Annotated in this window: 18 protein-coding genes; 4 read left to right on the top strand and 14 right to left on the bottom strand. The window is 72.5% G+C overall.

Annotation, left to right across the window (positions count from 1 at the left end):
• Positions 1 to 80: 80 nt before the first annotated feature.
• The 9 genes from CRV15_RS15255 to CRV15_RS15215 form a co-directional block, all read right to left on the bottom strand.
• Positions 81 to 494: a DUF3151 domain-containing protein gene (locus CRV15_RS15255; protein ID WP_003955106.1), complete on the bottom strand. Its 414-nt coding sequence runs from the start codon at positions 492 to 494 to the stop codon at positions 81 to 83.
• A 14-nt stretch (positions 495 to 508) separates the two neighbouring features.
• Positions 509 to 1,984 (bottom strand): MFS transporter, encoded by a 1,476-nt coding sequence (locus tag CRV15_RS15250; protein WP_003955105.1) that lies wholly within the window; start codon positions 1,982 to 1,984, stop codon positions 509 to 511.
• 312 nt (positions 1,985 to 2,296) lie between these two features.
• Positions 2,297 to 3,319, bottom strand: coding sequence for a class II fructose-bisphosphate aldolase (fbaA, locus tag CRV15_RS15245; protein ID WP_003955104.1), 1,023 nt, complete (start codon positions 3,317 to 3,319; stop codon positions 2,297 to 2,299).
• Between the two features lie 280 nt (positions 3,320 to 3,599).
• On the bottom strand, positions 3,600 to 4,148 hold the full coding sequence (gene pyrE, locus CRV15_RS15240) for an orotate phosphoribosyltransferase (protein WP_003955103.1): 549 nt from the start codon (positions 4,146 to 4,148) through the stop codon (positions 3,600 to 3,602).
• 166 nt (positions 4,149 to 4,314) lie between these two features.
• The gene (locus tag CRV15_RS15235) at positions 4,315 to 5,109 is read right to left on the bottom strand and encodes an aldose epimerase family protein (RefSeq protein ID WP_003955102.1); all 795 of its coding nucleotides are present in this window, start codon (positions 5,107 to 5,109) and stop codon (positions 4,315 to 4,317) included.
• A 35-nt stretch (positions 5,110 to 5,144) separates the two neighbouring features.
• Positions 5,145 to 6,356: an SRPBCC family protein gene (locus tag CRV15_RS15230; protein WP_003955101.1), complete on the bottom strand. Its 1,212-nt coding sequence runs from the start codon at positions 6,354 to 6,356 to the stop codon at positions 5,145 to 5,147.
• Between the two features lie 77 nt (positions 6,357 to 6,433).
• Positions 6,434 to 8,047, bottom strand: a complete 1,614-nt coding sequence (locus CRV15_RS15225; protein ID WP_003955100.1) for a polyamine aminopropyltransferase — start codon at positions 8,045 to 8,047, stop codon at positions 6,434 to 6,436.
• Positions 8,048 to 8,360: 313 nt separating this feature from the next.
• Positions 8,361 to 8,909 (bottom strand): DUF2617 family protein, encoded by a 549-nt coding sequence (locus CRV15_RS15220; RefSeq protein ID WP_003955098.1) that lies wholly within the window; start codon positions 8,907 to 8,909, stop codon positions 8,361 to 8,363.
• 417 nt (positions 8,910 to 9,326) lie between these two features.
• Positions 9,327 to 9,602, bottom strand: a complete 276-nt coding sequence (locus tag CRV15_RS15215; protein WP_003955096.1) for a hypothetical protein — start codon at positions 9,600 to 9,602, stop codon at positions 9,327 to 9,329.
• A gap of 259 nt (positions 9,603 to 9,861) precedes the next feature.
• Here CRV15_RS15215 and CRV15_RS15210 point away from each other — a divergent pair, with 259 nt between their 5' ends.
• The gene (locus tag CRV15_RS15210) at positions 9,862 to 11,064 is read left to right on the top strand and encodes a pyridoxal phosphate-dependent aminotransferase (protein ID WP_009996666.1); all 1,203 of its coding nucleotides are present in this window, start codon (positions 9,862 to 9,864) and stop codon (positions 11,062 to 11,064) included.
• 134 nt (positions 11,065 to 11,198) lie between these two features.
• Complete coding sequence (locus CRV15_RS15205) at positions 11,199 to 12,617, top strand: hypothetical protein (RefSeq protein WP_003960968.1); 1,419 nt, start codon at positions 11,199 to 11,201, stop codon at positions 12,615 to 12,617.
• Positions 12,618 to 12,783: 166 nt separating this feature from the next.
• On the opposite strand, the gene CRV15_RS15200 is transcribed toward CRV15_RS15205, so the two are convergent.
• Positions 12,784 to 13,332: a type III secretion system chaperone family protein gene (locus CRV15_RS15200; protein ID WP_003955092.1), complete on the bottom strand. Its 549-nt coding sequence runs from the start codon at positions 13,330 to 13,332 to the stop codon at positions 12,784 to 12,786.
• 254 nt (positions 13,333 to 13,586) lie between these two features.
• Positions 13,587 to 16,184 carry an ATP-dependent chaperone ClpB gene (gene clpB / locus CRV15_RS15195; RefSeq protein WP_003955091.1) on the bottom strand — a complete coding sequence of 866 codons (2,598 nt, stop codon included), beginning with the start codon at positions 16,182 to 16,184 and terminating at the stop codon, positions 13,587 to 13,589.
• 230 nt (positions 16,185 to 16,414) lie between these two features.
• Here clpB and CRV15_RS15190 point away from each other — a divergent pair, with 230 nt between their 5' ends.
• Complete coding sequence (locus CRV15_RS15190; RefSeq protein WP_106428635.1) at positions 16,415 to 16,897, top strand: pyridoxamine 5'-phosphate oxidase family protein; 483 nt, start codon at positions 16,415 to 16,417, stop codon at positions 16,895 to 16,897.
• A 145-nt stretch (positions 16,898 to 17,042) separates the two neighbouring features.
• On the opposite strand, the gene CRV15_RS15185 is transcribed toward CRV15_RS15190, so the two are convergent.
• Complete coding sequence (locus CRV15_RS15185) at positions 17,043 to 17,363, bottom strand: Rieske (2Fe-2S) protein (RefSeq protein ID WP_003955088.1); 321 nt, start codon at positions 17,361 to 17,363, stop codon at positions 17,043 to 17,045.
• Positions 17,364 to 17,642: 279 nt separating this feature from the next.
• Here CRV15_RS15185 and CRV15_RS15180 point away from each other — a divergent pair, with 279 nt between their 5' ends.
• On the top strand, positions 17,643 to 18,659 hold the full coding sequence (locus tag CRV15_RS15180) for a helix-turn-helix domain-containing protein (RefSeq protein WP_003955086.1): 1,017 nt from the start codon (positions 17,643 to 17,645) through the stop codon (positions 18,657 to 18,659).
• 252 nt (positions 18,660 to 18,911) lie between these two features.
• Here CRV15_RS15180 and CRV15_RS15175 read toward each other — a convergent pair whose 3' ends face one another.
• Positions 18,912 to 19,358, bottom strand: a complete 447-nt coding sequence (locus tag CRV15_RS15175; RefSeq protein ID WP_003955085.1) for a heat shock protein transcriptional repressor HspR — start codon at positions 19,356 to 19,358, stop codon at positions 18,912 to 18,914.
• Position 19,359: 1 nt separating this feature from the next.
• Complete coding sequence (dnaJ, locus tag CRV15_RS15170) at positions 19,360 to 20,544, bottom strand: molecular chaperone DnaJ (RefSeq protein WP_003960972.1); 1,185 nt, start codon at positions 20,542 to 20,544, stop codon at positions 19,360 to 19,362.
• Positions 20,545 to 20,649: the final 105 nt, after the last annotated feature.

The raw sequence follows: 20,649 nt of genomic DNA, 5'->3' as shown, positions 1-20,649 counted from the left end.
CCGCGCCGCTGGGCGCCGGGTGCGCCGGTCAGCGCGGGTGCCGACGGCCGGCGGTCGGCAGCCGGCGGTCGGCCCAGGGGTCAGCCCAGGGTGTCGGCGGCCGTCGCGGAGGAGTCGCGCAGGAAGGTCGTGCAGCGCTCGTACTCCTGCTGCTCACCGATCTCGCCCGCGGCCCGCGCCAGCGCGTGCAGCGCCCGCAGGAAACCCCGGTTGGGCGCGTGCTCCCAGGGCACCGGGCCGTGGCCCTTCCAGCCGCTGCGCCGCAGCGCGTCCAGACCGCGGTGGTAGCCGGTACGGGCGTACGCGTACGACTCCACCACGCTGCCGCGCCCGAAGGCGTCGTCGGCGAGGAGCGCCCAGGCGAGCGAGGACGTGGGGTACTTGGCGGCGACCTCGGCGGGGGTCGCCCCGGACTCCAGCAGCTCACGCGGCTCGGGCTCGTCGGGCAGATGGGTGGGGGGCGGTCCCCCCAGCAGGTTCTCGTGGATGACCATGGCCCCAGTCTCCCTCACCGCTCCGCCCTGCCGTCGTCGGCGTCCGCCTCCCCCGTCTCCAGCGGCGGCGCGCCCACCCCGCAGTTGTAGCGGCACTCCGGGTGGACGCAGGTGGGGGCGGGGCGGCGGACGGTCGCGAAGGCGATCAGCGCCCCCAGCACCAGGATGGCGGCGCACCAGGGCATGGCCCGGCGGAAGGACTCGTCGAAGGCGGTCGCGGAGCGGTACGCCTCGGGGCCCATCCCGGTGAGCAGCGGCAGCGCCGCGACCGCCAGCAGGCCCGCCGCGCGGGCGGCGGCGTTGTTGACCCCGCTGGCGATACCGGCGCGGGCGGTGTCCACCGAGGCCAGGACGGTGGCGGTCAGCGGGGCCACCAGGGTCACCATGCCGAGGCCCATCACCAGGATCGCGGGCAGCACGTCCGTCATGTAGGAGGCGTGCTCGCCGACGCGCAGCATCAGCAGCATGCCGACGGCGCAGATCAGCGGCCCGGCGGTGAGCGGCAGCCGGGGGCCCGTCTTCTGGGCCAGCTCACCGGAGCGGGCGGAGAAGAACAGCATCAGCAGGGTCGTGGGCAGCAGCGCGAGGCCCGCCTCCAGCGCGGAGTAGCCGGAGACCACCTGGAGCTGGAGCGCCACCAGGAAGAAGAAGCCGCCGAACGCCGCGTACACACAGAACGTCACCAGGTTCACGGCGGTGAAGAGCCGCGAGCGGAAGATCGACAGCGGCAGCATGGGGTCGGGCCTGCGGCGTTCGACGGCGATGAAGAGGGCGCCGACCACCACTCCGGCCGCCCCGGCCCACCAGGCGGAGCCGATCAGGGCATAGGTCACCAGGGTGAGCGCCGCCGCGCCGAGGGCCGCGCCCAGGACGTCGAAGCGGCCCTGGTGGGCCTGTGGGTCACGGGACTCGGGCACATGGCGGAGCGCGATCGGGACACAGATCGCGGCCAGCGGCACATTGAGCAGGAAGACCCAGCGCCAGCCGGGCCCGTCGACCAGCCAGCCGCCGACGAAGGGGCCGATCGCCGCGCCGACGCCGCCGAAGCCGGACCACAGGCCCACGGCGCGGGCCCGGTCGTCCGGGTGGAAGCTGGCCTGGATCAGGGCGAGCGAGCCGGGCGTGAGCAGGGCGCCGCCGACGCCCTGGAAGGCGCGGGCGAGCACCAGCAGCTCACCGGTGGGCGCGAACCCGCAGAGCAGGGAGCCCAGGGCGAACCAGACCACACCCAGGACGAAGATCCGGCGCCGTCCGTAGCGGTCGCCGAGCGCCCCGCCGAGCAGGATCAGCCCGGCGAGCGCCAGCATGTAGGCGTTGACCGTCCACTGGAGGACCGCCAGATCGGCGTCGAGGCTCTTCCCGATGCGGGGCAGGGCGACATTGACGACGGTCGAGTCCAGCAGGGCCATGCTGGAGCCGAGGACGGTGGTGAACGTCACCCAGCGGCCGGTGGCCGTGGACAGTCGGATCTCTCCCGGGCGGTCAGCCATACCCGGATCATCGCAGCGCCACCGGGCCCGCACGACCGGAACCGCACGACAGGGACCGGGCCCGCACGACGGGGGCCGCACGACGGGGACCGGAACCGCACGACGGGACGGAGCGACGGGGACCGGGCCCGCACGGCCCGGCGGCACAGGGCGACGGCCCGGCGGCATCGGAGGACGGCCCCGATGACAGGACGACGGCCCGGTGACAGGACAACGGCCCGGCGCTCCCCCTGGGACAGGAGGGGCACCGGGCCGCCCATGACCGGGCCCGCCGGTCCACCACGGGTGGCGCCGACGGGCCGGGCGTACCGCTTACTTGATCTTGTTACCGGCCGAGCGCAGCGTGGCGCACGCCTCGGCGACCCGGGTGGCCATGCCCGCCTCGGCGAGCTTGCCCCAGGTCCGGGGGTCGTAGGTCTTCTTGTCGCCGACCTCGCCGTCGATCTTCAGCACGCCGTCGTAGTTGGCGAACATGTGCCCGGCGACGGGACGGGTGAAGGCGTACTGGGTGTCGGTGTCGAGGTTCATCTTCACGACGCCGTTCTCCAGCGCGACAGCGATCTCCTCGGCCGTGGAGCCGGAGCCGCCGTGGAAGACGAAGTCGAACGGGTCGGCCTTGCCGTAGCGCTCGCTCACGCCCTGCTGGAGGTCCTTGAGCAGCTCGGGACGGAGGACGACATTGCCCGGCTTGTAGACGCCGTGGACGTTGCCGAAGGAGGCGGCCAGCAGGTAGCGGCCCTTCTCGCCCAGGCCCAGCGCCTCGGCGGTGCGCAGCGCGTCGTCGACGGTGGTGTACAGCTCGTCGTTGATCTCGTGCGTGACACCGTCCTCCTCGCCGCCGGTCGGGGTGATCTCGACCTCAAGGATGATCTTGGCGGCGGCGGCCTGGGCCAGCAGCTCCTGACCGATGGCGAGGTTGTCGCTCAGGGTCTCGGCCGAGCCGTCCCACATGTGGGACTGGAAGAGCGGGTTCTCGCCCCGGGCGACGCGCTCGGCGGAGACCGCCAGCAGCGGGCGGACATAGCTGTCGAGCTTGTCCTTGGGGCAGTGGTCGGTGTGGAGCGCGATGGTGACGTCGTACTTCGCGGCGACGATGTGCGCGAACTCGGCCAGGGCAACGGCGCCCGTGACCATGTCCTTGTTGTGCTGGCCGCCCAGGAACTCCGCACCACCGGTGGAGATCTGGACGATGCCGTCGCTCTCGGCCTCCGCGAAGCCGCGCAGCGCGGCGTGAAGGGTCTGCGACGAGGTCACATTGATGGCCGGGTAGGCAAACTTTCCTGCCTTCGCCCGGTCCAGCATCTCGTTGTAGACCTCAGGGGTTGCGATGGGCATGTCCGCTCCTTGTGATGTGCGGGGTAAGCGAAATGAGCTGGCCCTGACCTGGGGGGCGACGTCATCGTCAGCCCCTATCTTTCCAGACAGGTCCGGACGCTCCACCCGGCCCGGCCCGATACTCCGTGCGGTGGAACTCCCGTTTCACGTGAAACAATCGAGTTTTTGTCGTTGTCGCAGGTCAGAGGGGGTAGCTGCCAGCTCGGCGGGGGGATGGCACCCCGGGCCGCTGCTCCGCCCGGGGCACAGGGGGCCCGGAAGGCCCCCGGAGGCAGGAGACTCAGGACAGGCCGAGCTCGTCCAGCGAGTACGCGTAGAGGTAGGGCACCCCGGCCGTCTGGCTGATCTTCTCTCCGGCGCCGGTGGCACGGTCCACGATCGTGGCGACGGCGACGACCTCGCCGCCCGCCTCGCGCACGGCCTCGACGGCGGTCAGCGGGGAGCCACCGGTCGTGGAGGTGTCCTCGACGACCAGGCAGCGGCGGCCCGTGATGTCCGGCCCTTCGACCCGGCGCTGCATGCCGTGGGCCTTGGCCGCCTTGCGGACGACGAACGCGTCCACCTGGCGTCCGCGCGCGGCGGCGGCGTGCAGGATCGAGGTGGCCACCGGGTCCGCGCCCAGAGTGAGCCCGCCGACGCAGTCGAAGTCCAGGTCGGCGGTCAGATCGGACATGACCTGGCCCACCAGCGGCGCGGCGGCCCCGTCCAGCGTGATCCGGCGGAGGTCGACGTAGTAGTCGGCTTCCAGACCCGAGGAGAGGGTCACCTTGCCGTGCACCACGGCCTTGTCCTTGATCTGCTGGAGCAGATCGGCACGTACATCACTCATGCCCATGAGCTTAGGCGCTTCGGACACCCTCCCGGCCCGGGCGCCGGGTGGGCGCCCGTGACGGCCGGTGGCCGCCCCGGCGCGGAGGCCCGGTGCACAGCGGGGCCGCACCGGGACAGGGGCGCGGCGGGGCCCCGCCCGTGCAGGGGTGCGGCGGGCGCGGTGCTCAGAGGCGGCGCCAGGTCCAGGTGGTCTCGATCTCCAGCGGGTCGATCGGGGTGACGAGCCGGGGGAGGGTGTTGAGGCCGTTGGGCGGACCCGACTGGGGCTCCACGCAGACCGCCTCCGGCTGCTCGTCGTAGATCACCACCCACTCGGTACGGCCGGTCACGGTCAGCTCCAGCCGTCCGGGCCAGGTGAGCGTCACTCGCACCCCGTCGGGCATGCCGAAGCAGTCGTCCCAGGGGCCGGGCAGCGGATCGATCCGGCGGCCGGTCGGCAGATGGTCCCCGCCGCGCTCCTCCTGCCAGGCGGGGTCGAAGTCGATCCGTACCTCGCTGTCGCCGAGGACGCGCCGGAACCAGGGGTGCCAGCCCGCCTGTGCGGGGAAGGAGTTCTCCGTCGCCTCGATGCCCATCCGGAGCGTCAGCGAGTCCTCCCCCAGCTCCACCACCTGGGTGGCCCGGCCGGGGTACGGCCAGGGCTCGGCCAGCTCGCAGGTGAAGGCCGCCTCGGTGGCCGTGTGCCGGGCGGTGCGCCAGGGCTGGTCCCGGACGGTGCCGTGGATGGCGTGCGGCGCCGCGTTGAGCGGCATCTGATAGCGGTCGGCACCGTCGCGGAAGACACCGTTCTCGATCCGGCCGCACCAGGGGGCCATCGGGAAGCAGCCGTACCGCTCACCCTGGCGGAGGAGTTCGGTGCCGCCGATGGCCAGGCTCTCGATACGGCAGCCGTGGCGCGGGGCGACGGTCAACTCCACATCGCCGGCGGTCAGCCGGACGTTCTCTTCGCTGCTGTTCACCCTTCGGACCCTACTGGCACCCCGGGGCGGCGGCCTCATGTGCGGCGGCGGCGCAGCGCCCGGCCGACGACGACGGAGGCGATCGCCAGCGCGGCGGCGGCGGGCGCGATCCAGTGCAGCGGCAGACCCCGGCGGCCCTCGTCGGGCGCGGGGACGGGGGCGTAACGGCCGCGCGGCGGGGCGTGGTCGACCTCCTCGGCGCTGCGGCCGATCATGGTGCGGCGGGCATGGGCGGCCTCGACGGGGGGCTCGTCGCCCAGGGCGGGCAGATCGTCAAGACCGCCGAGGTCACCGAGGTCTCCGAGGTCGCGCAGCTCCCCGGTGCCGGAGAGGTCCCGCAGGGCGTCGAAGACGCGGTCGTCGTCCGAGGAGCGGCCGTCCCGCGAAGCGTCGGCGTCGGCGTCCGGTGTCGACGCGGCGGCTTCCCGGCCGCCTCCGGTGTCCCCGGTGCTCCCGGCGTCCGCAGCGTCCTCGGGGTCCGCGCCGGGGCTGACGGGGCTGTCTTCCTCTGCCCCGCCGCGACCTCCCCGGGCGGCCTCGCCGTCCATACGGCCGTCGTCCTCGCTCCCGGCCCCGCTCCCGTTCTCCTCGTTCCCGCTCCCGCTGCCGTCGTCGCTGCCGTTCCCGTTGCCGTTCTCGTTCTCGTTCTCGTTCTCGTCGTCGTTCTCGTCAGGGCGGTTGGCGTGGGGGTTTCCGTCCATCGTGTGAGGTTCCTCCCGGCCGTGGGCGAAGGTGTCGTCCGGCCCGGCGCCGGTCGGCGACGGGGTGTCGCACGGGGGTCCGCCGACGGGGCCGGAGGGCTCCAGCGCCACGTCCGCCAGCCGCTCGCCGAAGCGGTCGAGCAGCCGGTGCGCGGTCTGGGCCCGGAGTTCGGGCGCCAGGTCCGCCAGCCGTCCCCCCACCGTCGCGGAACCGTTGATGCCGAGGTTCGTCCCACCGTCCACCGCCGTCGGACGGATCGTCAACGCCACGGCCACGGAGCCCTGGCCCCGCACCTCCGTGCCCTCCCCCCGGAAGGTGAAACCCTCCTCGTCCGCCGCCGTCGTGAGCGCGCCCCGGTAGGTGATGGTGTGCCGCCCGGCGCGGACGCGCAGCCTCCCGGAGAGCGGGCCCGAGGTGTCCCCGGTGGCCCCGGTCGCCTGGGTGTCCTGCTGGAATCCCTGGACGCAGCGGGCGAGCCGGGCCGGGTCGCGGAGCACCCGGCGGACGGCCTCCGCCGGGGCCGGAACGAATACCTGATGGTCCATGGGGTCCGAGCCTACCCAGGGGCCCCGGGCGCGTCTGCGCTCCGGTCCGCGCCCGGGCCGGGAACCGCCGCGCCGGATCAGTTCTCGTAACGCGGATGGACCAGGGTGGAGGGCGCGAGCGCGGGCACCCGGGTGAGCGCGGTCTCCCGGGCGTCGGCCGCCAGTCGGCCGGGGGTGAGCGACGTCAGCGGCGGAGCCCCGGAGTCCAGGCCGAGCCGGGGCGCCGACGCATGGGCCGCGAGCAGGAAACCCCAGTCGCACGGGGCCGTCATCGTGGCGCGCCCCTCCCGTTCGGGGCCCGCGGCGAGCCGGGAGAGCCCGCCGTCCGCGCGGTAGGCGGTGGCGCGGAACCCGGCGGCCCGCAGGGTGGCCTCGACGGTCCAGTAGGTACGCGGCCGGGTGCCAGAGGGACCGGCGTGGACGACGAGCCGCCCGCCGTCGGCGAGCGCGCCGCCCAACAGCCCGTAGAACTCCTGCGAGTAGAACTTCGCGCTGCGGGTGGTGCCCGGCTCGGGCAGGTCCACGATCACCACGTCCCACACGGGTTCGGAACGGGCGGAGCGCAGCCAGCCGAAGGCGTCCCCGGTGACCACGCGGACCCGGGGGTCGCGGTAGGCGTGCCGGTTGAGGGCGGTGAGCGCGGGGTCGGTACGGGCCAGCCGGACCACCACGGGGTCCAGTTCGGCGACGGTGACCGAGGCGGCGCCCCGGTAGCGCAGCACCTCGCGCGCGGCGAGCCCGTCGCCGCCGCCGATGATCAGCACCCGGGTGTGCGGGCCCCGCATGGCCGGGTGCACCAGGGCCTCGTGATAGCGGCGCTCGTCCCCTTCGCTGACCCAGAGCCTGCCGTCGAGGAAGAGATCCAGCGGACCGCCGGGGCCGCCGGTGAGGACGACCTCCTGGACGTCGGTCTCCAGGGCGACACGGACCCGGTCGCCGTAGACCGCGCGGCGCGCCGCCCGTTCGAAGTCGTCGACCAGGACGGTCGCGGTGCCGAGCACGGCGAGGACGGCGGCATTGGCGACCAGCAGCCAGAGGCGGGACCGCCGGGTCAGGTCGTGGCGGAAGAGACAGAGCACGAGCAGCCCGCCCACGACCGCGTTGACCGCGCCGGTCAGCAGTCCGCTGGTGAGCCGGCCGAGCCAGGGCAGCAGCAGAAAGGGGAAGGCGAGCCCGCCGACGAGCGCGCCCACGTAGTCGACGGCGAACAGATCGGCGACGGTGCCCTCGACATCGCGGTCGCGCCGGGAGACGCGCTGGATCAGGGACATCAGCAGGGGCAGCTCCGCGCCGATGAGGACGCCGATGATGAGCGAGAAGGAGACCAGTACCAGCCGGGACCCGCCGCCCCAGGCGAAGGAGGCGTAGAGCACCAGGGCGGAGCAGCCGCCGATGAGCGCGAGGGACAGCTCCAGCAGCCCGAAGCCGACGGCGGCCCGGCAGCGCAGCCGTTTGGCCAGGAGCGATCCGACGCCCATGGCGAAGACCATCACCGAGAGAACCACCGACGCCTGGGTGACGGAGTCGCCGATGAGATACGAGGCGAGGGCGACGAGTTCCAGCTCGTACACCAGACCGCAGGCCGCGCAGACGAAGACGACCAGCAGCACCAGACTGCGTCCGGCCGCCGGGCGCACCCGCAGCGGCGCGGCCTGGGGGGGCGGTGCCAGTTGCTGCGTCCGGTCGATCATGCAGTAACGCTACGTCACGATACAGAAGCGGTTTGTCACCCACACGTGTGCACCTGCCCTGCGCCGGGCGAGCCGGGCGCGGCGTCCTCCCGCCGGAGCGCGGTCCGGGCCCCGCGTGCGATCCGGGCGCGGAAAACGGGGCACACGGCGCGGGGACGGGGCACGCACCACGGCGGACACGGCGCGGGGGGCGCGGCGCGCGCCCGCACGCCGGAGGCACACACGAGAAAAGCGCGGTGCCGGGTCCGGCCCCTGCTCCGGACCCGGCACCGCGCCCCGGACATCCCGGGCGCACACCCCGCGCGCCGCGCCCCTACAGCACGGCGTGCTGCGGCGGGCGCCGCGCTCGCGGTCTCGGGGTGATGGCACCCACCCGGGTACGGGTGACGACCAGCCGCCCCTCCTGTGGATAGGAGTGCCAGGTACGCCACCGCACCTGGCCCTCCTCCCGCTGCGCCATCATCGCGGTGAAGGCGAGCGGGGAGCCGGGGAAGGTCCCGGCCAGCGAGTGCGGGTGGTCGGCGACCAGCGCGAGGAGTTCCTGCGCGCGCCCCGCGAACGAGCCCTTGGAGAGGGTCTCGACGCGCGCGGCGAACTCGTACTCCCAGTCGCCGACGCGCTTGGCCACGCCCAGCGGCAGCGGGGTGCTGCTGCCGGGCATGCAGGCGACGGTTTCGGAACAGGTGCTCCGTTTGGATTCGAGCAGGACTTGGTGCGAGGCACCGAGCAGCCTGAGCTGGAGTTTCGCTCCGGAGAGCTCCAGGTCGAGAACGGCCAGGGCGGGAAGCGGCTCCCGTCCGAGTGCCCAGGCGAGATCGTCGGCACGGGTATCGGTGTAGGCGGTACTGAGAGTCGTGAGCATGGGTCGGCTCCGCAAACACGCGTCGGCGGTGGATACGTGAACCTGAGGCGCCCCCTGAGCGGGAGTTCACAAAGTGGGGGGACCGCCTGATCGAGGCCGTGAGCAGGCCCGACGGCTGGGTGGTTCCAACAGGTTCCGTCAGCGACTGAATCATGAAGTACGCGGGGCTCGCAGTGTTTTTACCCAACTTGAAGGGGTTTCCATCCCCTAGGGGACTTACGGTTCAACTGTTCAACCACATGCTTCACCGCACCCCGGACATCCGGGACAAGGCGCCCCGGGCGCCCCGCGCTCACGGCAGAGGACTTCCCCACCACCGCCCGGAACATGACAGGGGCGCCCGGCGGAAACCCGCCGGGCGCCCCTGCTTCGACCCGGCCGGAAACCGGCCGAGGGCGAGAAGGCCGCTGCCCCGTGTCAGCTGCCTCCGCCGCATCCGCCACCGCCGCCGCCACCGCAGGACGAGCCCGACGAACTCGACGACGTGTCGCAGGAACCGCCGTCCCCCACCCAGACCGAGCCGCTGGAGTGCGAGCCTCCGCCACCCGCGGACGCGCGCCGATAGCGCGGGGGGACCTGGCCGTGCCGATAGAGCGGGGAGACCTGGCCGCGCCGATGCGCCACGACGCCCACGACCCCCGCGATCACCACTGCGGGCGCCAGGAGGAGCACCAGAACCACGAAACCTGTCATATCGCTCCCACCATCTTTCTCTTCCCCCGAAGCGAGATCCCCGCGCCGTCGCGTGACTTGCTTCTGTGTGCCTGTCTGTCTCTGTCGATTCCTGGACGATTCTCCCTGCCTGCCCCCGCCTGCCGCTGCTGATCCCCGCCTATCGGTGTCCATCAGCGCTTGTCAGGGCTTCCTCGTCCTGGTGGAAGGAGAATGCCCCGGACACTCCGCGGCCAAAGCGGACTTGAGGAAGTCCAGAGCTTCCCCCGAGGATGGCGCCATGGTGACCATGGATGGGCCCGGACCGCTGCCGCGGACACGACCACTGCTGAACCGCCGGCTGGCGGAGTTCGGCACCACGATCTTCGCGGAGATGTCCGCGCTGGCGACCGCGACCGGAGCCATCAACCTGGGACAGGGCTTCCCCGACACCGACGGCCCCGAGGAGGTCCGCGAGGCGGCCGTGCGGGCGCTGCGCGACGGCCGGGGCAACCAGTACCCGCCCGGCCCCGGGGTCCCCGAGCTCCGGAACGCGATCTCCGAGCACCAGCGGCGCTTCCACGGGCTGGCCGTGGACCCCGACACCGAGGTCCTCGTCACGGCGGGCGCCACGGAAGCCATCGCGGCGGCGCTGCTGGCCCTGGTGGAACCGGGCGACGAGGTCGTCGCGCTGGAGCCGTTCTACGACTCGTACGCCGCGTGCATCGCGATGGCGGGCGGCCGACGGGTGCCGGTGACCCTGCGCCCCCGGGACGGCGCGTACCGTCTCGACCTCGACGAACTGCGGGACGCCGTCACCGAGCGCACCCGGCTGCTGCTGATCAACACCCCGCACAACCCCACCGGCACCGTGCTGACCCGCGCCGAGCTGGCCGCCGTCGCCGAACTCGCCGTCGAGCGGGATCTGCTGGTGGTCACGGACGAGGTGTACGAGCATCTGGTGTTCGAGGGGGAGCACATCCCGCTCGTCTCCTTCCCGGGGATGCGGGAGCGGACCGTCACCATCAGCAGCGCCGGGAAGACCCTCGCGTACACCGGCTGGAAGATCGGCTGGGCGACGGGCAGCCCGGAGCTGGTCACGGCGGTCCGCTCGGCCAAGCAGTTCCTCACCTATGTGGCGGCGGGGCCCCTCCAGTACGCGGCGGCCGAGGGGCTGCGGCTGCCGGACGCGTACTTCGCGGGGCTGCGCGAGGAGCTGCGGGCCAAGCGGGATCTGCTCTGCGCCGGGCTCGCGGACGCCGGTTTCACGGTCCACCGCCCCGCCGGGACCTACTTCGTCACCACCGACATCCGGCCGCTGGGCGAGGAGGACGGCTTCGCCTTCTGCCGTGCGCTGCCGAAGCGGTGCGGGGTCGTCGCGATCCCCAACGCGGTCTTCTACGACCACCGCGAACAGGGCGCGCCCTTCGTCCGCTTCGCGTTCTGCAAGCGGACCGAGGTGGTGGAGGAAGCCATCCGCAGACTGTCCACACTGCGGGGCTGAGCCCGGGCGACGGGACCCGCCGTCACGCGGCCCGCTGTCAGCCGACCGGGTGGCAACGGGCACGCAACCGGCCGTGTCGTGGCCGCAGCGCTCGCGCGCGGCGGCAGCGGAACGGAAAGTCTCCTTGACGACCCGTGCGCGCCCGGAGGTGTTCCCTGTCCGCAGAGACCTTCGACGACACGACAGCGGACGACCCGGCGGCGGACAGCCCGTCGGCGGACAACGCGGCGACGGATGCCCCGGCGGCGGACAGCCCGTCGGCGGACAACGCGGCGACGGATGCCCCGTCGACGGACAGCCCGTCGGCGGATGACGCGTCGACGGACACCCCGTTGGCGGATGACACGTCGGCGGACGTCCCCGCGGGTACGGGACACCGCCCCGGTCCCCTGGCGCGCGGGGAGCGGCGGGCCGGGGCGGCGGCCCCCTGGCGCGCCGCGCTCCGGCGGGCGGCCCCCGCGCTGGGGCTGTTCGCCGCCGCCCGGCTGACCGGGCTGCTGGTGATGGCGGGCTGGGCCCGGCACATCGACCGTCCGCCCCGCCGGGTCCTGGCGCGGTCCTGGGACTCCGACTGGTATCTGCTGATCGCCGAGCACGGCTACGGCCGCACCCTGACCTGGCCCGACGGCGCCGTCCAGAGCGATCTGGCCTTCTTCCCGCTCTACCCGGGGCTGGTCCGCGCCGTCACCTCGGTCCTCCCCGTCACCGGCGGCACCGCCGGGCTGCTGATCTCCTGGACCGCCGCAGCGGTGGCCGCCTGGGGGGTGTTCGCCGTCGGCAACCGGCTCCACGGACGGCGGACCGCGACCGCGCTGGTGCTGCTGTGGGGGCTGCTGCCGCACTCGATCGTGCTGACCATGGCGTATACGGAGCCCCTGCTCTGCGCCTTCGCCGCCTGGTCGCTGTACGCGCTGATCAGCGGGTACTGGCTGTGGGCCGGTGCCCTCTCCCTCTGTGCCGGGGCCGCGCGGCCCAACGGGGTCGCGGTGGCCGCCGCGGTCGTCGCCACCGCCGCGCTCCATGGGTTCCGCGCCCTCCGCGACGGGGAACGCGTCGGCTGGCGCCCCGCGGCGGGCGCGGCCCTCGCACCCGTCGGCTGGTGCGCGTATGTGCTGTACGTGGGGGTGCGCGAGGGCGATCCGCTCGGCGGCTACTTCGCCGTGCAGCGCCGCTGGACGTCGACGTTCGACTTCGGCGAGGGGTCGCTGCGGGTGGTGCGGGACATCGTGCTGCGGCCCGCGCCGCTCCCGCTGGCGGTGACGCTGACGCTGGTGGCGGCGGGCGTGGTGCTGTTCGCGCTGCTCGTCCTGGACCGGCCGCCGCTGCCGCTGCTGGTCTTCACGGCGGTGCTGGTGCTGATCACCGTCGGCGGCTCGGGCTTCTTCGAGTCCAAGCCGCGTTTTCTGCTGCCCGCCTTCCCGCTGCTGCTGCCCGCGGCGAAGGCCCTGGCACGGGCCCGCCCCGGGCCCGCGGCGGTGGTGACGGCCGCCCTGGCGGCGCTGTCGTTCGCCTATGGGACCTATCTGCTGACCCTGTCCCCGATCGCCCTGTGACCGATCGCCCTGTGACCGCGCGGAGCCGTCGGCGCTTCGCGGGGCCGCACGCACGCGGGGGCCGTCCGGCGTACCGGACGGCCCCCGACCCCGCGCAGGTATGGACGCGGGGACGTACGCGCAGGCGTACGAAGCTCAGCGCGGCTCCACGGCCTCGGGCGTGGGCTCAGGCGTCGTCGCCGGGGGCGTCGCCCTCGGCCTCGTCCCCGCCCGCGGTCTCCAGACCGAGCTGCTCCGCGAACCACTTGTCGAACTCGATCGCGGCCCGCACCCAGCTCACGGTGGAGGAGACGAAGTGGTCCAGGCTGACGCCCATGCCGATGAGCATCTGCGCCTCACCGATGAGGCGGATGGTCGCGCCGCCCTCCTCGTCCTCGTGGAGGTGGGTGTAGACCTTGGGCCACAGCGTGCGGCGGTTCCAGTCGTCGATCACGTCGAGGACCCGGGGACGCTCGTCGGCGGGCAGCGGCCGGTCGTAGAACGTACGGACCGAGAAGACCTGCTGGTCCGCCTCGCCGCGGAACATGAAGTACGTCCGGAACTCCTCCCAGGGAGCCGCGAGGTCGCCCTCGTCGTCGACGACGTACTTCAGCTCCATCTGGTCGAGAAGCTGCTTGACCAAATCCTGGTCGGGAACGACGGGGCCCGCCGGTCCTGCTGCCTGAGGCTGGGGCTGGCCCCCGAAATTCGGAATCGAGGACGGATCGATGGTCACCGTGTACTTCCCTTCGTACGGATGACGCCATCCTCCCCCATGGCGGGTCGGGAGCCGCAACCCCCACCCCCCACAGCACTCCCGTCCCTGGTCTCCGGCCCGGCCGCCGTGCGACGGGGCCGGGGACGAGCGGGTGTTTCCGCCGGCCCCCGCTGCTCAGCCCCCGTCCCGTTCCCGCTCCGTCCTCGCTGCTCCGCCCCGTCCTCGTCCCGTCCTCGCTCCGTCCCGTCCCGGCCGCCCTCGCTCCGTCCCGTTCATTCCCCGGTCGCGGTGGCCGGGCCCACGATCAGCCCGTCCTCGAAGCGGTCGACCCGGACGGTGTCGCCGTCGGTGACCTCGCCCGCCAGGATCTCCCTGGCCAGCCGGTCCCCGATCGCGGTCTGCACCAGCCTGCGCAGCGGCCGGGCCCCGTAGGCGGGGTCGTTGCCCTCGTCCGCGAGCCACGCCAGCGCGGCGGGCGTGACCTCCAGGGTGAGCCTGCGCTCGGCGAGCCGCCGCGCCAGCCGGTCGATCTGGAGCCGTGCGATCCGCTCCAGCTCGTCGCGGTGCAGCGCCGAGAACACCACCAGGTCGTCGAGCCGGTTCAGGAACTCCGGCTTGAAGGAGGCCCGGACCACCTCCAGGACCCGCTGCTTCTTCTCCTCCTCCGAGGTGGTCGGGTCCACCAGGAACGAGCTGCCCAGATTGGAGGTGAGGATCAGGATGGTGTTGCGGAAGTCGACCGTCCGGCCCTGCCCGTCGGTGAGCCGCCCGTCGTCGAGCACCTGGAGCAGGACGTCGAAGACCTCCGGGTGGGCCTTCTCCACCTCGTCCAGCAGGACCACGCTGTACGGGCGTCTGCGCACCGCCTCGGTGAGCTGGCCGCCCTCCTCGTAGCCGACATAGCCGGGCGGCGCGCCCACCAGCCGGGCCACGCTGTGCTTCTCGCCGTACTCGGACATGTCGATGCGGACCATGGCCCGCTCGTCGTCGAAGAGAAAGTCGGCGAGTGCCTTCGCCAGCTCCGTCTTGCCGACGCCGGTGGGGCCGAGGAAGAGGAAGGAGCCGGTGGGCCGGTCCGGGTCGGCGATGCCCGCGCGGGTCCTGCGGACCGCGTCCGACACGGCGCGCACGGCCTCGCTCTGCCCGATCAGCCGACGGCCCAGCTCGTCCTCCATCCGCAGCAGCTTCTGCGTCTCGCCCTCCAGCAGCCGCCCGGCGGGAATCCCGGTCCAGGAGCCGACCACGTCGGCGATGTCGTCGGGGCCGACCTCCTCCTTGACCATCGTGTCGGTCCGCGCCTCGGCCTCGGCGGCGGACGCGGCCGCCAGCTCCCGTTCCAGCGTCGGGATCTCCCCGTAGAGCAGCTTGGACGCCGAGTCGAAGTCGCCGTCCCGCTGGGCGCGCTCGGCCTGTCCGCGCAGCGCGTCGAGGCGTTCCTTCAGCTCACCGACGCGGTTGAGGCCCTGCTTCTCCTTCTCCCAGCGGGCGGTGAGGCCGCGCAGCTCCTCCTGCCGGTCGGCGAGGTCGCGGCGCAGCTTCTCCAGCCGCTGCCGGGAGGCCGGGTCGGTCTCGTTCCGCAGCGCCATCTCCTCCATCAGCAGCCGGTCGACGGAGCGCTGGAGCTCGTCGATCTCGACGGGGGAGGAGTCGATCTCCATCCGCAGCCGGGAGGCGGCCTCGTCGACCAGGTCGATGGCCTTGTCGGGCAGGAAGCGCGAGGTGATGTAGCGGTCGGAGAGGGTGGCCGCCGCCACCAGCGCGGAGTCGGCGATCTGGACCTTGTGGTGGGCCTCGTAGCGGCCCTTGAGCCCGCGCAGGATGGCGATGGTGTCCTCGACGGTCGGCTCCGCCACCAGGACCTGCTGGAAGCGGCGCTCCAGCGCCGGGTCCTTCTCGATCCGCTCGCGGTACTCGTCGAGCGTGGTGGCGCCGACCATCCGCAGCTCACCGCGGGCCAGCATCGGCTTGAGCATATTGCCCGCGTCCATCGCGGAGTCGCCGCCCGCGCCCGCGCCGACGACGGTGTGCAGCTCGTCGATGAAGGTGATGATCTGGCCGTCGCTCTCCTTGATCTCGGAGAGCACCGTCTTGAGCCGTTCCTCGAACTCACCGCGGTACTTGGCCCCGGCGACCATCGCCCCGAGGTCCAGGGAGACCAGCCGCTTGTTCCGCAGCGACTCGGGCACGTCGCCCTTGACGATGCGCTGCGCCAGCCCCTCGACCACGGCGGTCTTGCCGACGCCGGGCTCGCCGATCAGGACGGGGTTGTTCTTGGTGCGCCGGGAGAGCACCTGGACGACCCGGCGGATCTCCTGGTCGCGGCCGATGACGGGGTCGAGCCTGCCCTCGCGGGCGGCGGCGGTGAAGTCCGTGCCGAACTTCTCCAGGGCCTTGTACTGGCCCTCGGGGTCGGCGGTGGTGACCCGGCGGCTGCCGCGCGCGGCCTCGAAGGCGGTGGCGAGCCGGTCGGCGGACGCGCCCTGTCCGACGAGGACGGCCCCGGCCGCGCCGCCCTTGGCGGCCAGCCCCATCAGCAGATGCTCGGTGGAGAGGTACTCGTCGCCCAGCTTCCGCGCCCGCTCGCCCGCGTCGGCGAGGACGGCCAGGAACTCGCGGCCCGGCTGGGGCGGCGCCACCGTGGAGCCGGTGACGCTGGGCAGCGCGGCGAGAACCCGTTCGGCACCCGCGCGGACGGCGGCCTGATCGGCCTCGACGGCGGCGAGCAGATCGACGATGTTCTCGTTGTCCGACCCGGCGAGCAGCGCCAGCAGCAGATGCGCGGGGGTCAGATCGGGGTGTCCCGCGGACACCGCCCGGTTGGTCGCTGCGGTGAGCGCGTCCCGGCTCTTGTTGGTCAGCTCGGCGTCCACGTGCGGTCTCTCCTCCTTGCCCGAGTCCTTGCAGGGAAAGGTGTTCCCCCTGATACTGACTCATCCAACGTGCATAAAGTTGAGTCTATTCCACTCAATCCTCTTGCGCCATGGCGAGCGGCCCGCGCGGGTGCCCCGGACCGGTCGCCCCCGCGCCCGCATGCTTGGCAATCGCAATGCAGCACACCACGGACACGGGCCGGTGCGGGCGGATACGTACCCTGGCGACCATGAGAGCGGACACGGAAACCACCCCCGCACCCGGGGCCCCCGACGGACCCGACGGCTCCGGGGACCTGCTGGGGCTCGGCCCGGAGTACCTCGCCTTCTGGCGTGAGTACCACCTGTGCACCCTGACCACCCAGCGGCCGGACGGCAGCCCGCACCTGGTCCCGGTGGGGGTGACCTTCGAACCGGAGACGGGCACCGCCCGGGTGATCACCAACAGGAACAGCCGCAAGGTCGCCAACATCCTGCGCTCGACGGACGAGGGCGGGGCGCGGGTCGCGGTCTGCCAGGTGGACCGGGGGCGCTGGGCGACGCTGGAGGGCCGCGCCCGCATCCGTACGGAGGAGGCCGTGGTCGCGGACGCGGTACGGCGCTACGCGGAACGGTACGGGCGCACCCCGGGCCCCAACCCGGACCGGGTGGTCATCGAGATCGCGGTACGGCGGGCACTCGGGCGGGGCGCGGGCATCAGCCGGGCGTCCTGACCCCGGCACCGGTCATCGCCGGGCGCGCGGCACACGGGCCGCTCGCCGACGGGAAAAGCACAGCGGCGCCATCGCGTTTCAGGTCCGCGATGGCGCCGCTGTGTGGGGGAAGCGCCTGAGCGATTTGGAACGACGGGGGAATCGCTCAAGCACTGCGGGGGGTGGCGGTGGTGGTATCGGGGTCGGCCATCTGATGGTCGCGCTGGTCGAGGTTGACGAAGATCATTCCGTAGCGGATCGCACACCGCACGGGCTGCGGCGCACCACGGGGGCGGCGCAGGCAGCGGTAGGCGCGCACATCCTCGTCCTCTTCCCGTGCCACGACGATCGGCTCGCCGAACAGGGTGACCATCAACGAGTCGCCACGGTGGGGGATGGCCGTGACGAGATCGATGAAGTGCCACCCAGAGCGGTAGGCGGTCGCCATCTCACGCCGGAAGACCCGGTCGTCCGGGGGGACGGTCATGCTGCCGCACCCTCGGTCGAAGCGGCACGGTCGGCATCGGCGGCGTCCCCCACGCCTCCGGCCTGGACGGAAGCCACGACGGAGCCAGGAGAACTGTCCCAGGTCGGGTCCTGGGGGCCGAGGGTGCCCAGGCCGACCGCGGCAGCCGCTATGGCAAGAGCACAAGTAGCACGTAGCGTCCTAGACATGGGTGATCTCCACCTCGTTTGATCAATCCTCCTCCCCCGCGCATAAGACGATGTCTCACTCCGAACGCTTGCACCAGCGACGGCAGGCATCATGTTCCTGTATTGCAAGAGCCTGAGGGGGGTGCATATGACGCCGCACCATGGTGAAGTGGGACATTCCCATACAGTCGGCGAGCTGTGCGAGGCCGGGAAAAGTCTGTACATCACCGCTCTTCGCACCGGCCGCATCGCCCGGTCGGAGGCGGAGGCCACGCCCTGCCTCTTCGATCTCGCCCTGCTGTACCCGGACCCCGACGACAGTCAGTGGCTGCGCCCCGTTGCGCCCACCGCCGCCCTGTCACAGCTCATACACCCGATCGAAAGGGAGATCCAAGAGCGACGGCGCCGCGCCCTTGCCCTGACCGACGCACTTGAGCCATTCATGGCCTTCACCGCGCAGAACTCCACCGCGCCCCAGGGCATAACGGTCCTGGAGGGTCGCAACCGCATCAACGCGATCCTGGACCAGGTGCTGATGGACTGCTCCGAGGAACTGCTCACGGTACAGCCCGGCAGCGGACGTCAGCCGCATGTGGTCCAGAAGGCCCTGCGCCGGGTGAACCCGCTGCTGGAGCGGGGCGTACGGATGCGCACCCTCTATCAGCACACGGCCCGCCACCACCCCGCGACGCTCGCCTATGTGGAGCTGGTGGGGCCCTCCGGGGTGGAGGTGCGCACCCTTGAGGAGATCATCGACCGTCTGATCATCGTGGACCGCAAGGTCGCTTTCATACCGGCGAGCAGCGACCGTCTCTCCGCGCTGGAGCTGCGGCACAAGGGGATCGTGGAGTACCTCGTCGGGGTCTTCGAGCAGTTCTGGCTGCACGGGCTGCCCTGGGAGGAGCCGGTGTCGTACGGACCCGATCTGAACGGGATCACGGGTGTTCAGCGCTCCATAGCGAAACTGCTGGTGGAGGGGCATGTGGACGAGGCGATAGCGCGTCGGCTGGGGATGAACGTCCGGACCTGCCGGGCCCATATCGCGAAGCTGGGGTCCTCGCTGGGCAGCGGCAGCCGGACCCAACTGGGCTATCTGATCGCCCAGTCGAAGATCCTGGAGGGGGAGTGAGGGCACCTGACCGGCCCTGCGGCTCCCCGCCGGCCGGCCCTTCGGGGGCGCTCCGGACCCGTTCCCGTCCACAGGTGTGAACAAGGCCAAAAAGCATCGCCCCCGGAGCCATGACTCAGGGGGCTGATGTTATTCATGGTGCAGTTGTGCGCCAGGGGACAGAGCTGTCCACACCTGGGCCCCATGTGACGCGGGTAGCTCCGGGTGCCGCCAGGGCCCGGCGGCCCGCGGCGGGGCGGCGCCAGGGCAGAGTCAGCCGTCGGACCGCTTCGGACGCCAGACCACCAACGCCCCCGCCTGCTGGACATCCTGATAGGGCACCAGATCGCGCCGGTAGGACGCGTGCACCTGCGCCTCGCGCTGCTGGATCGCCGCCGCCGCGCCCTCCAGCGCCGCCGCCAGCTCGGCGACCCTGGCCTGGAGTGCGGCGACCTGGTTCTCCAGCTCGATGATGCGCTTGATACCGGCGAGGTTGATGCCCTCGTCCTGGGAGAGCTGCTGGACGGTCCGGAGCAGTTCGATGTCACGGGCGGAGTAGCGCCGCCCCCGGCCCGCGGTGCGGTCGGGGGAGACGAGGCCCAGCCGGTCGTACTGCCGCAGCGTTTGCGGATGCAGACCCGAGAGCTGGGCCGCCACCGAGATCACATACACCGGGGAGTCGTCCGTCAGCTCGTACGGGTTACGACGCCGTCCGTCCATGTCATGCTCCCTTCGCTGCCTGGAACAGCTCGGCCCGCGGGTCCTCGTCCGCGGTGGCCTCGCGGTAGGCCGCCAGCGCTTCCTTCGCCTGCTCGCTCAGCTCGGTCGGCACCGTCACCTCCACGGTGACCAGCAGATCGCCCCGGGAGCCGTCCTTGCGGACCGCTCCCTTCCCACGCGCCCGCATGGTCCTGCCGTTGGGAGTGCCGGGGGGCAGCTTGAGCGTGACGGCGGGCCCGCCGAGGGTGGGCACCTTCACTTCACCGCCCAGCACCGCCTCGGTGAAGCTGACAGGCACGGTGACGGTCAGATTGTCGCCCTTACGGCCGAAGACCGGGTGCTCGTCGACATGGACGACGACATAGAGGTCACCGGCCGGACCGCCGCGCTCGCCCGGTGCGCCCTTGCCGCGCAGCCGGATGCGCTGGCCGTCGGAGACGCCCGCCGGGATACGGACCTGCATGGTGCGCGAGGAACGGGCCCGCCCGCTGCCCTTGCAGACCTCGCAGGGGTCCTGGGCGATCAGGCCCCGGCCCTTGCAGTCCACACAGGGATCGGTCAGCGAGAAGGAGCCGCTGCCGCCGCGGGAGACCTGACCGGTGCCGACACAGGTCGGGCAGACCCGGGGGGTGCCGTTCTTGTCGCCGGTGCCCGAGCACGCCTTGCACGCGGCCGAGCTGGACATCCGCAGCGGGACCGTGGCCCCGTCGACCGCCTCGGTGAAGCTGAGCGACACCTCGGACTCGACGTCCTGCCCGCGCCGGGGCTGGGTACGGGTCGTCGTGCCCGCGCCGCGGTTGAACAGACCGCCGAACACATCGCCCAGACCGCCGCCGAAGCCACCGGCACCGCCGCCGCCACCGCCCTGGGCCCCGCCGCCGAAGAGGTCGCCCAGATCGAAGTTGAAGCTGCCGCCACCGGCGCCGGGACCGGGGCGGAAGCCGCCGTTCCCGAAGAGTGCGCGGGCGTCGTCGTACTCCTTGCGCCGCTTGGGGTCGCCGAGGATGTCGTTCGCCTCGGAGATCTCCTTGAAGCGCTCCTCGGCGCCCGCGTCGCCCTTGTTGGCGTCCGGGTGGAACTCACGGGCGAGCTTCCGGTACGCCTTCTTGATCTCCGCCTCGGTGGCGTCCTTGGGGACGCCCAGGACCTTGTAGTAGTCCTTCTCGACGAAGTCCTTCGTGCTCATCGACGTCCCTCCTCCCGGACGGTCACCGGGTCCGGTGTACCGGCGGTCACCGGGCGCACCGCCCGGGGGCCGTCCGGGGCGCTGCCCGGTACGGCCCCCGGGCGG

The organism is Streptomyces clavuligerus (assembly GCF_005519465.1).
Classification (GTDB): domain Bacteria; phylum Actinomycetota; class Actinomycetes; order Streptomycetales; family Streptomycetaceae; genus Streptomyces; species Streptomyces clavuligerus.
This window is presented reverse-complemented; position numbering and strand designations above follow the sequence as displayed.

What these genes read in the sequence shown, in the direction of transcription:
- CRV15_RS15255 (WP_003955106.1), bottom strand. Translation starts at nt 494, where the DNA reads ATGGTCATCCACGAGAACCTGCTGGGGGGACCGCCCCCCACCCATCTG.
- CRV15_RS15250 (WP_003955105.1), bottom strand. Translation starts at nt 1,984, where the DNA reads ATGGCTGACCGCCCGGGAGAGATCCGACTGTCCACGGCCACCGGCCGC.
- fbaA (WP_003955104.1), bottom strand. Translation starts at nt 3,319, where the DNA reads ATGCCCATCGCAACCCCTGAGGTCTACAACGAGATGCTGGACCGGGCG.
- pyrE (WP_003955103.1), bottom strand. Translation starts at nt 4,148, where the DNA reads ATGAGTGATGTACGTGCCGATCTGCTCCAGCAGATCAAGGACAAGGCC.
- CRV15_RS15230 (WP_003955101.1), bottom strand. Translation starts at nt 6,356, where the DNA reads ATGGACCATCAGGTATTCGTTCCGGCCCCGGCGGAGGCCGTCCGCCGG.
- CRV15_RS15225 (WP_003955100.1), bottom strand. Translation starts at nt 8,047, where the DNA reads ATGATCGACCGGACGCAGCAACTGGCACCGCCCCCCCAGGCCGCGCCG.
- CRV15_RS15220 (WP_003955098.1), bottom strand. Translation starts at nt 8,909, where the DNA reads ATGCTCACGACTCTCAGTACCGCCTACACCGATACCCGTGCCGACGAT.
- CRV15_RS15215 (WP_003955096.1), bottom strand. Translation starts at nt 9,602, where the DNA reads ATGACAGGTTTCGTGGTTCTGGTGCTCCTCCTGGCGCCCGCAGTGGTG.
- CRV15_RS15210 (WP_009996666.1), top strand. Translation starts at nt 9,862, where the DNA reads ATGGTGACCATGGATGGGCCCGGACCGCTGCCGCGGACACGACCACTG.
- CRV15_RS15190 (WP_106428635.1), top strand. Translation starts at nt 16,415, where the DNA reads ATGAGAGCGGACACGGAAACCACCCCCGCACCCGGGGCCCCCGACGGA.
- CRV15_RS15185 (WP_003955088.1), bottom strand. Translation starts at nt 17,363, where the DNA reads ATGACCGTCCCCCCGGACGACCGGGTCTTCCGGCGTGAGATGGCGACC.
- CRV15_RS15180 (WP_003955086.1), top strand. Translation starts at nt 17,643, where the DNA reads ATGTTCCTGTATTGCAAGAGCCTGAGGGGGGTGCATATGACGCCGCAC.
- CRV15_RS15175 (WP_003955085.1), bottom strand. Translation starts at nt 19,358, where the DNA reads ATGGACGGACGGCGTCGTAACCCGTACGAGCTGACGGACGACTCCCCG.
- dnaJ (WP_003960972.1), bottom strand. Translation starts at nt 20,544, where the DNA reads ATGAGCACGAAGGACTTCGTCGAGAAGGACTACTACAAGGTCCTGGGC.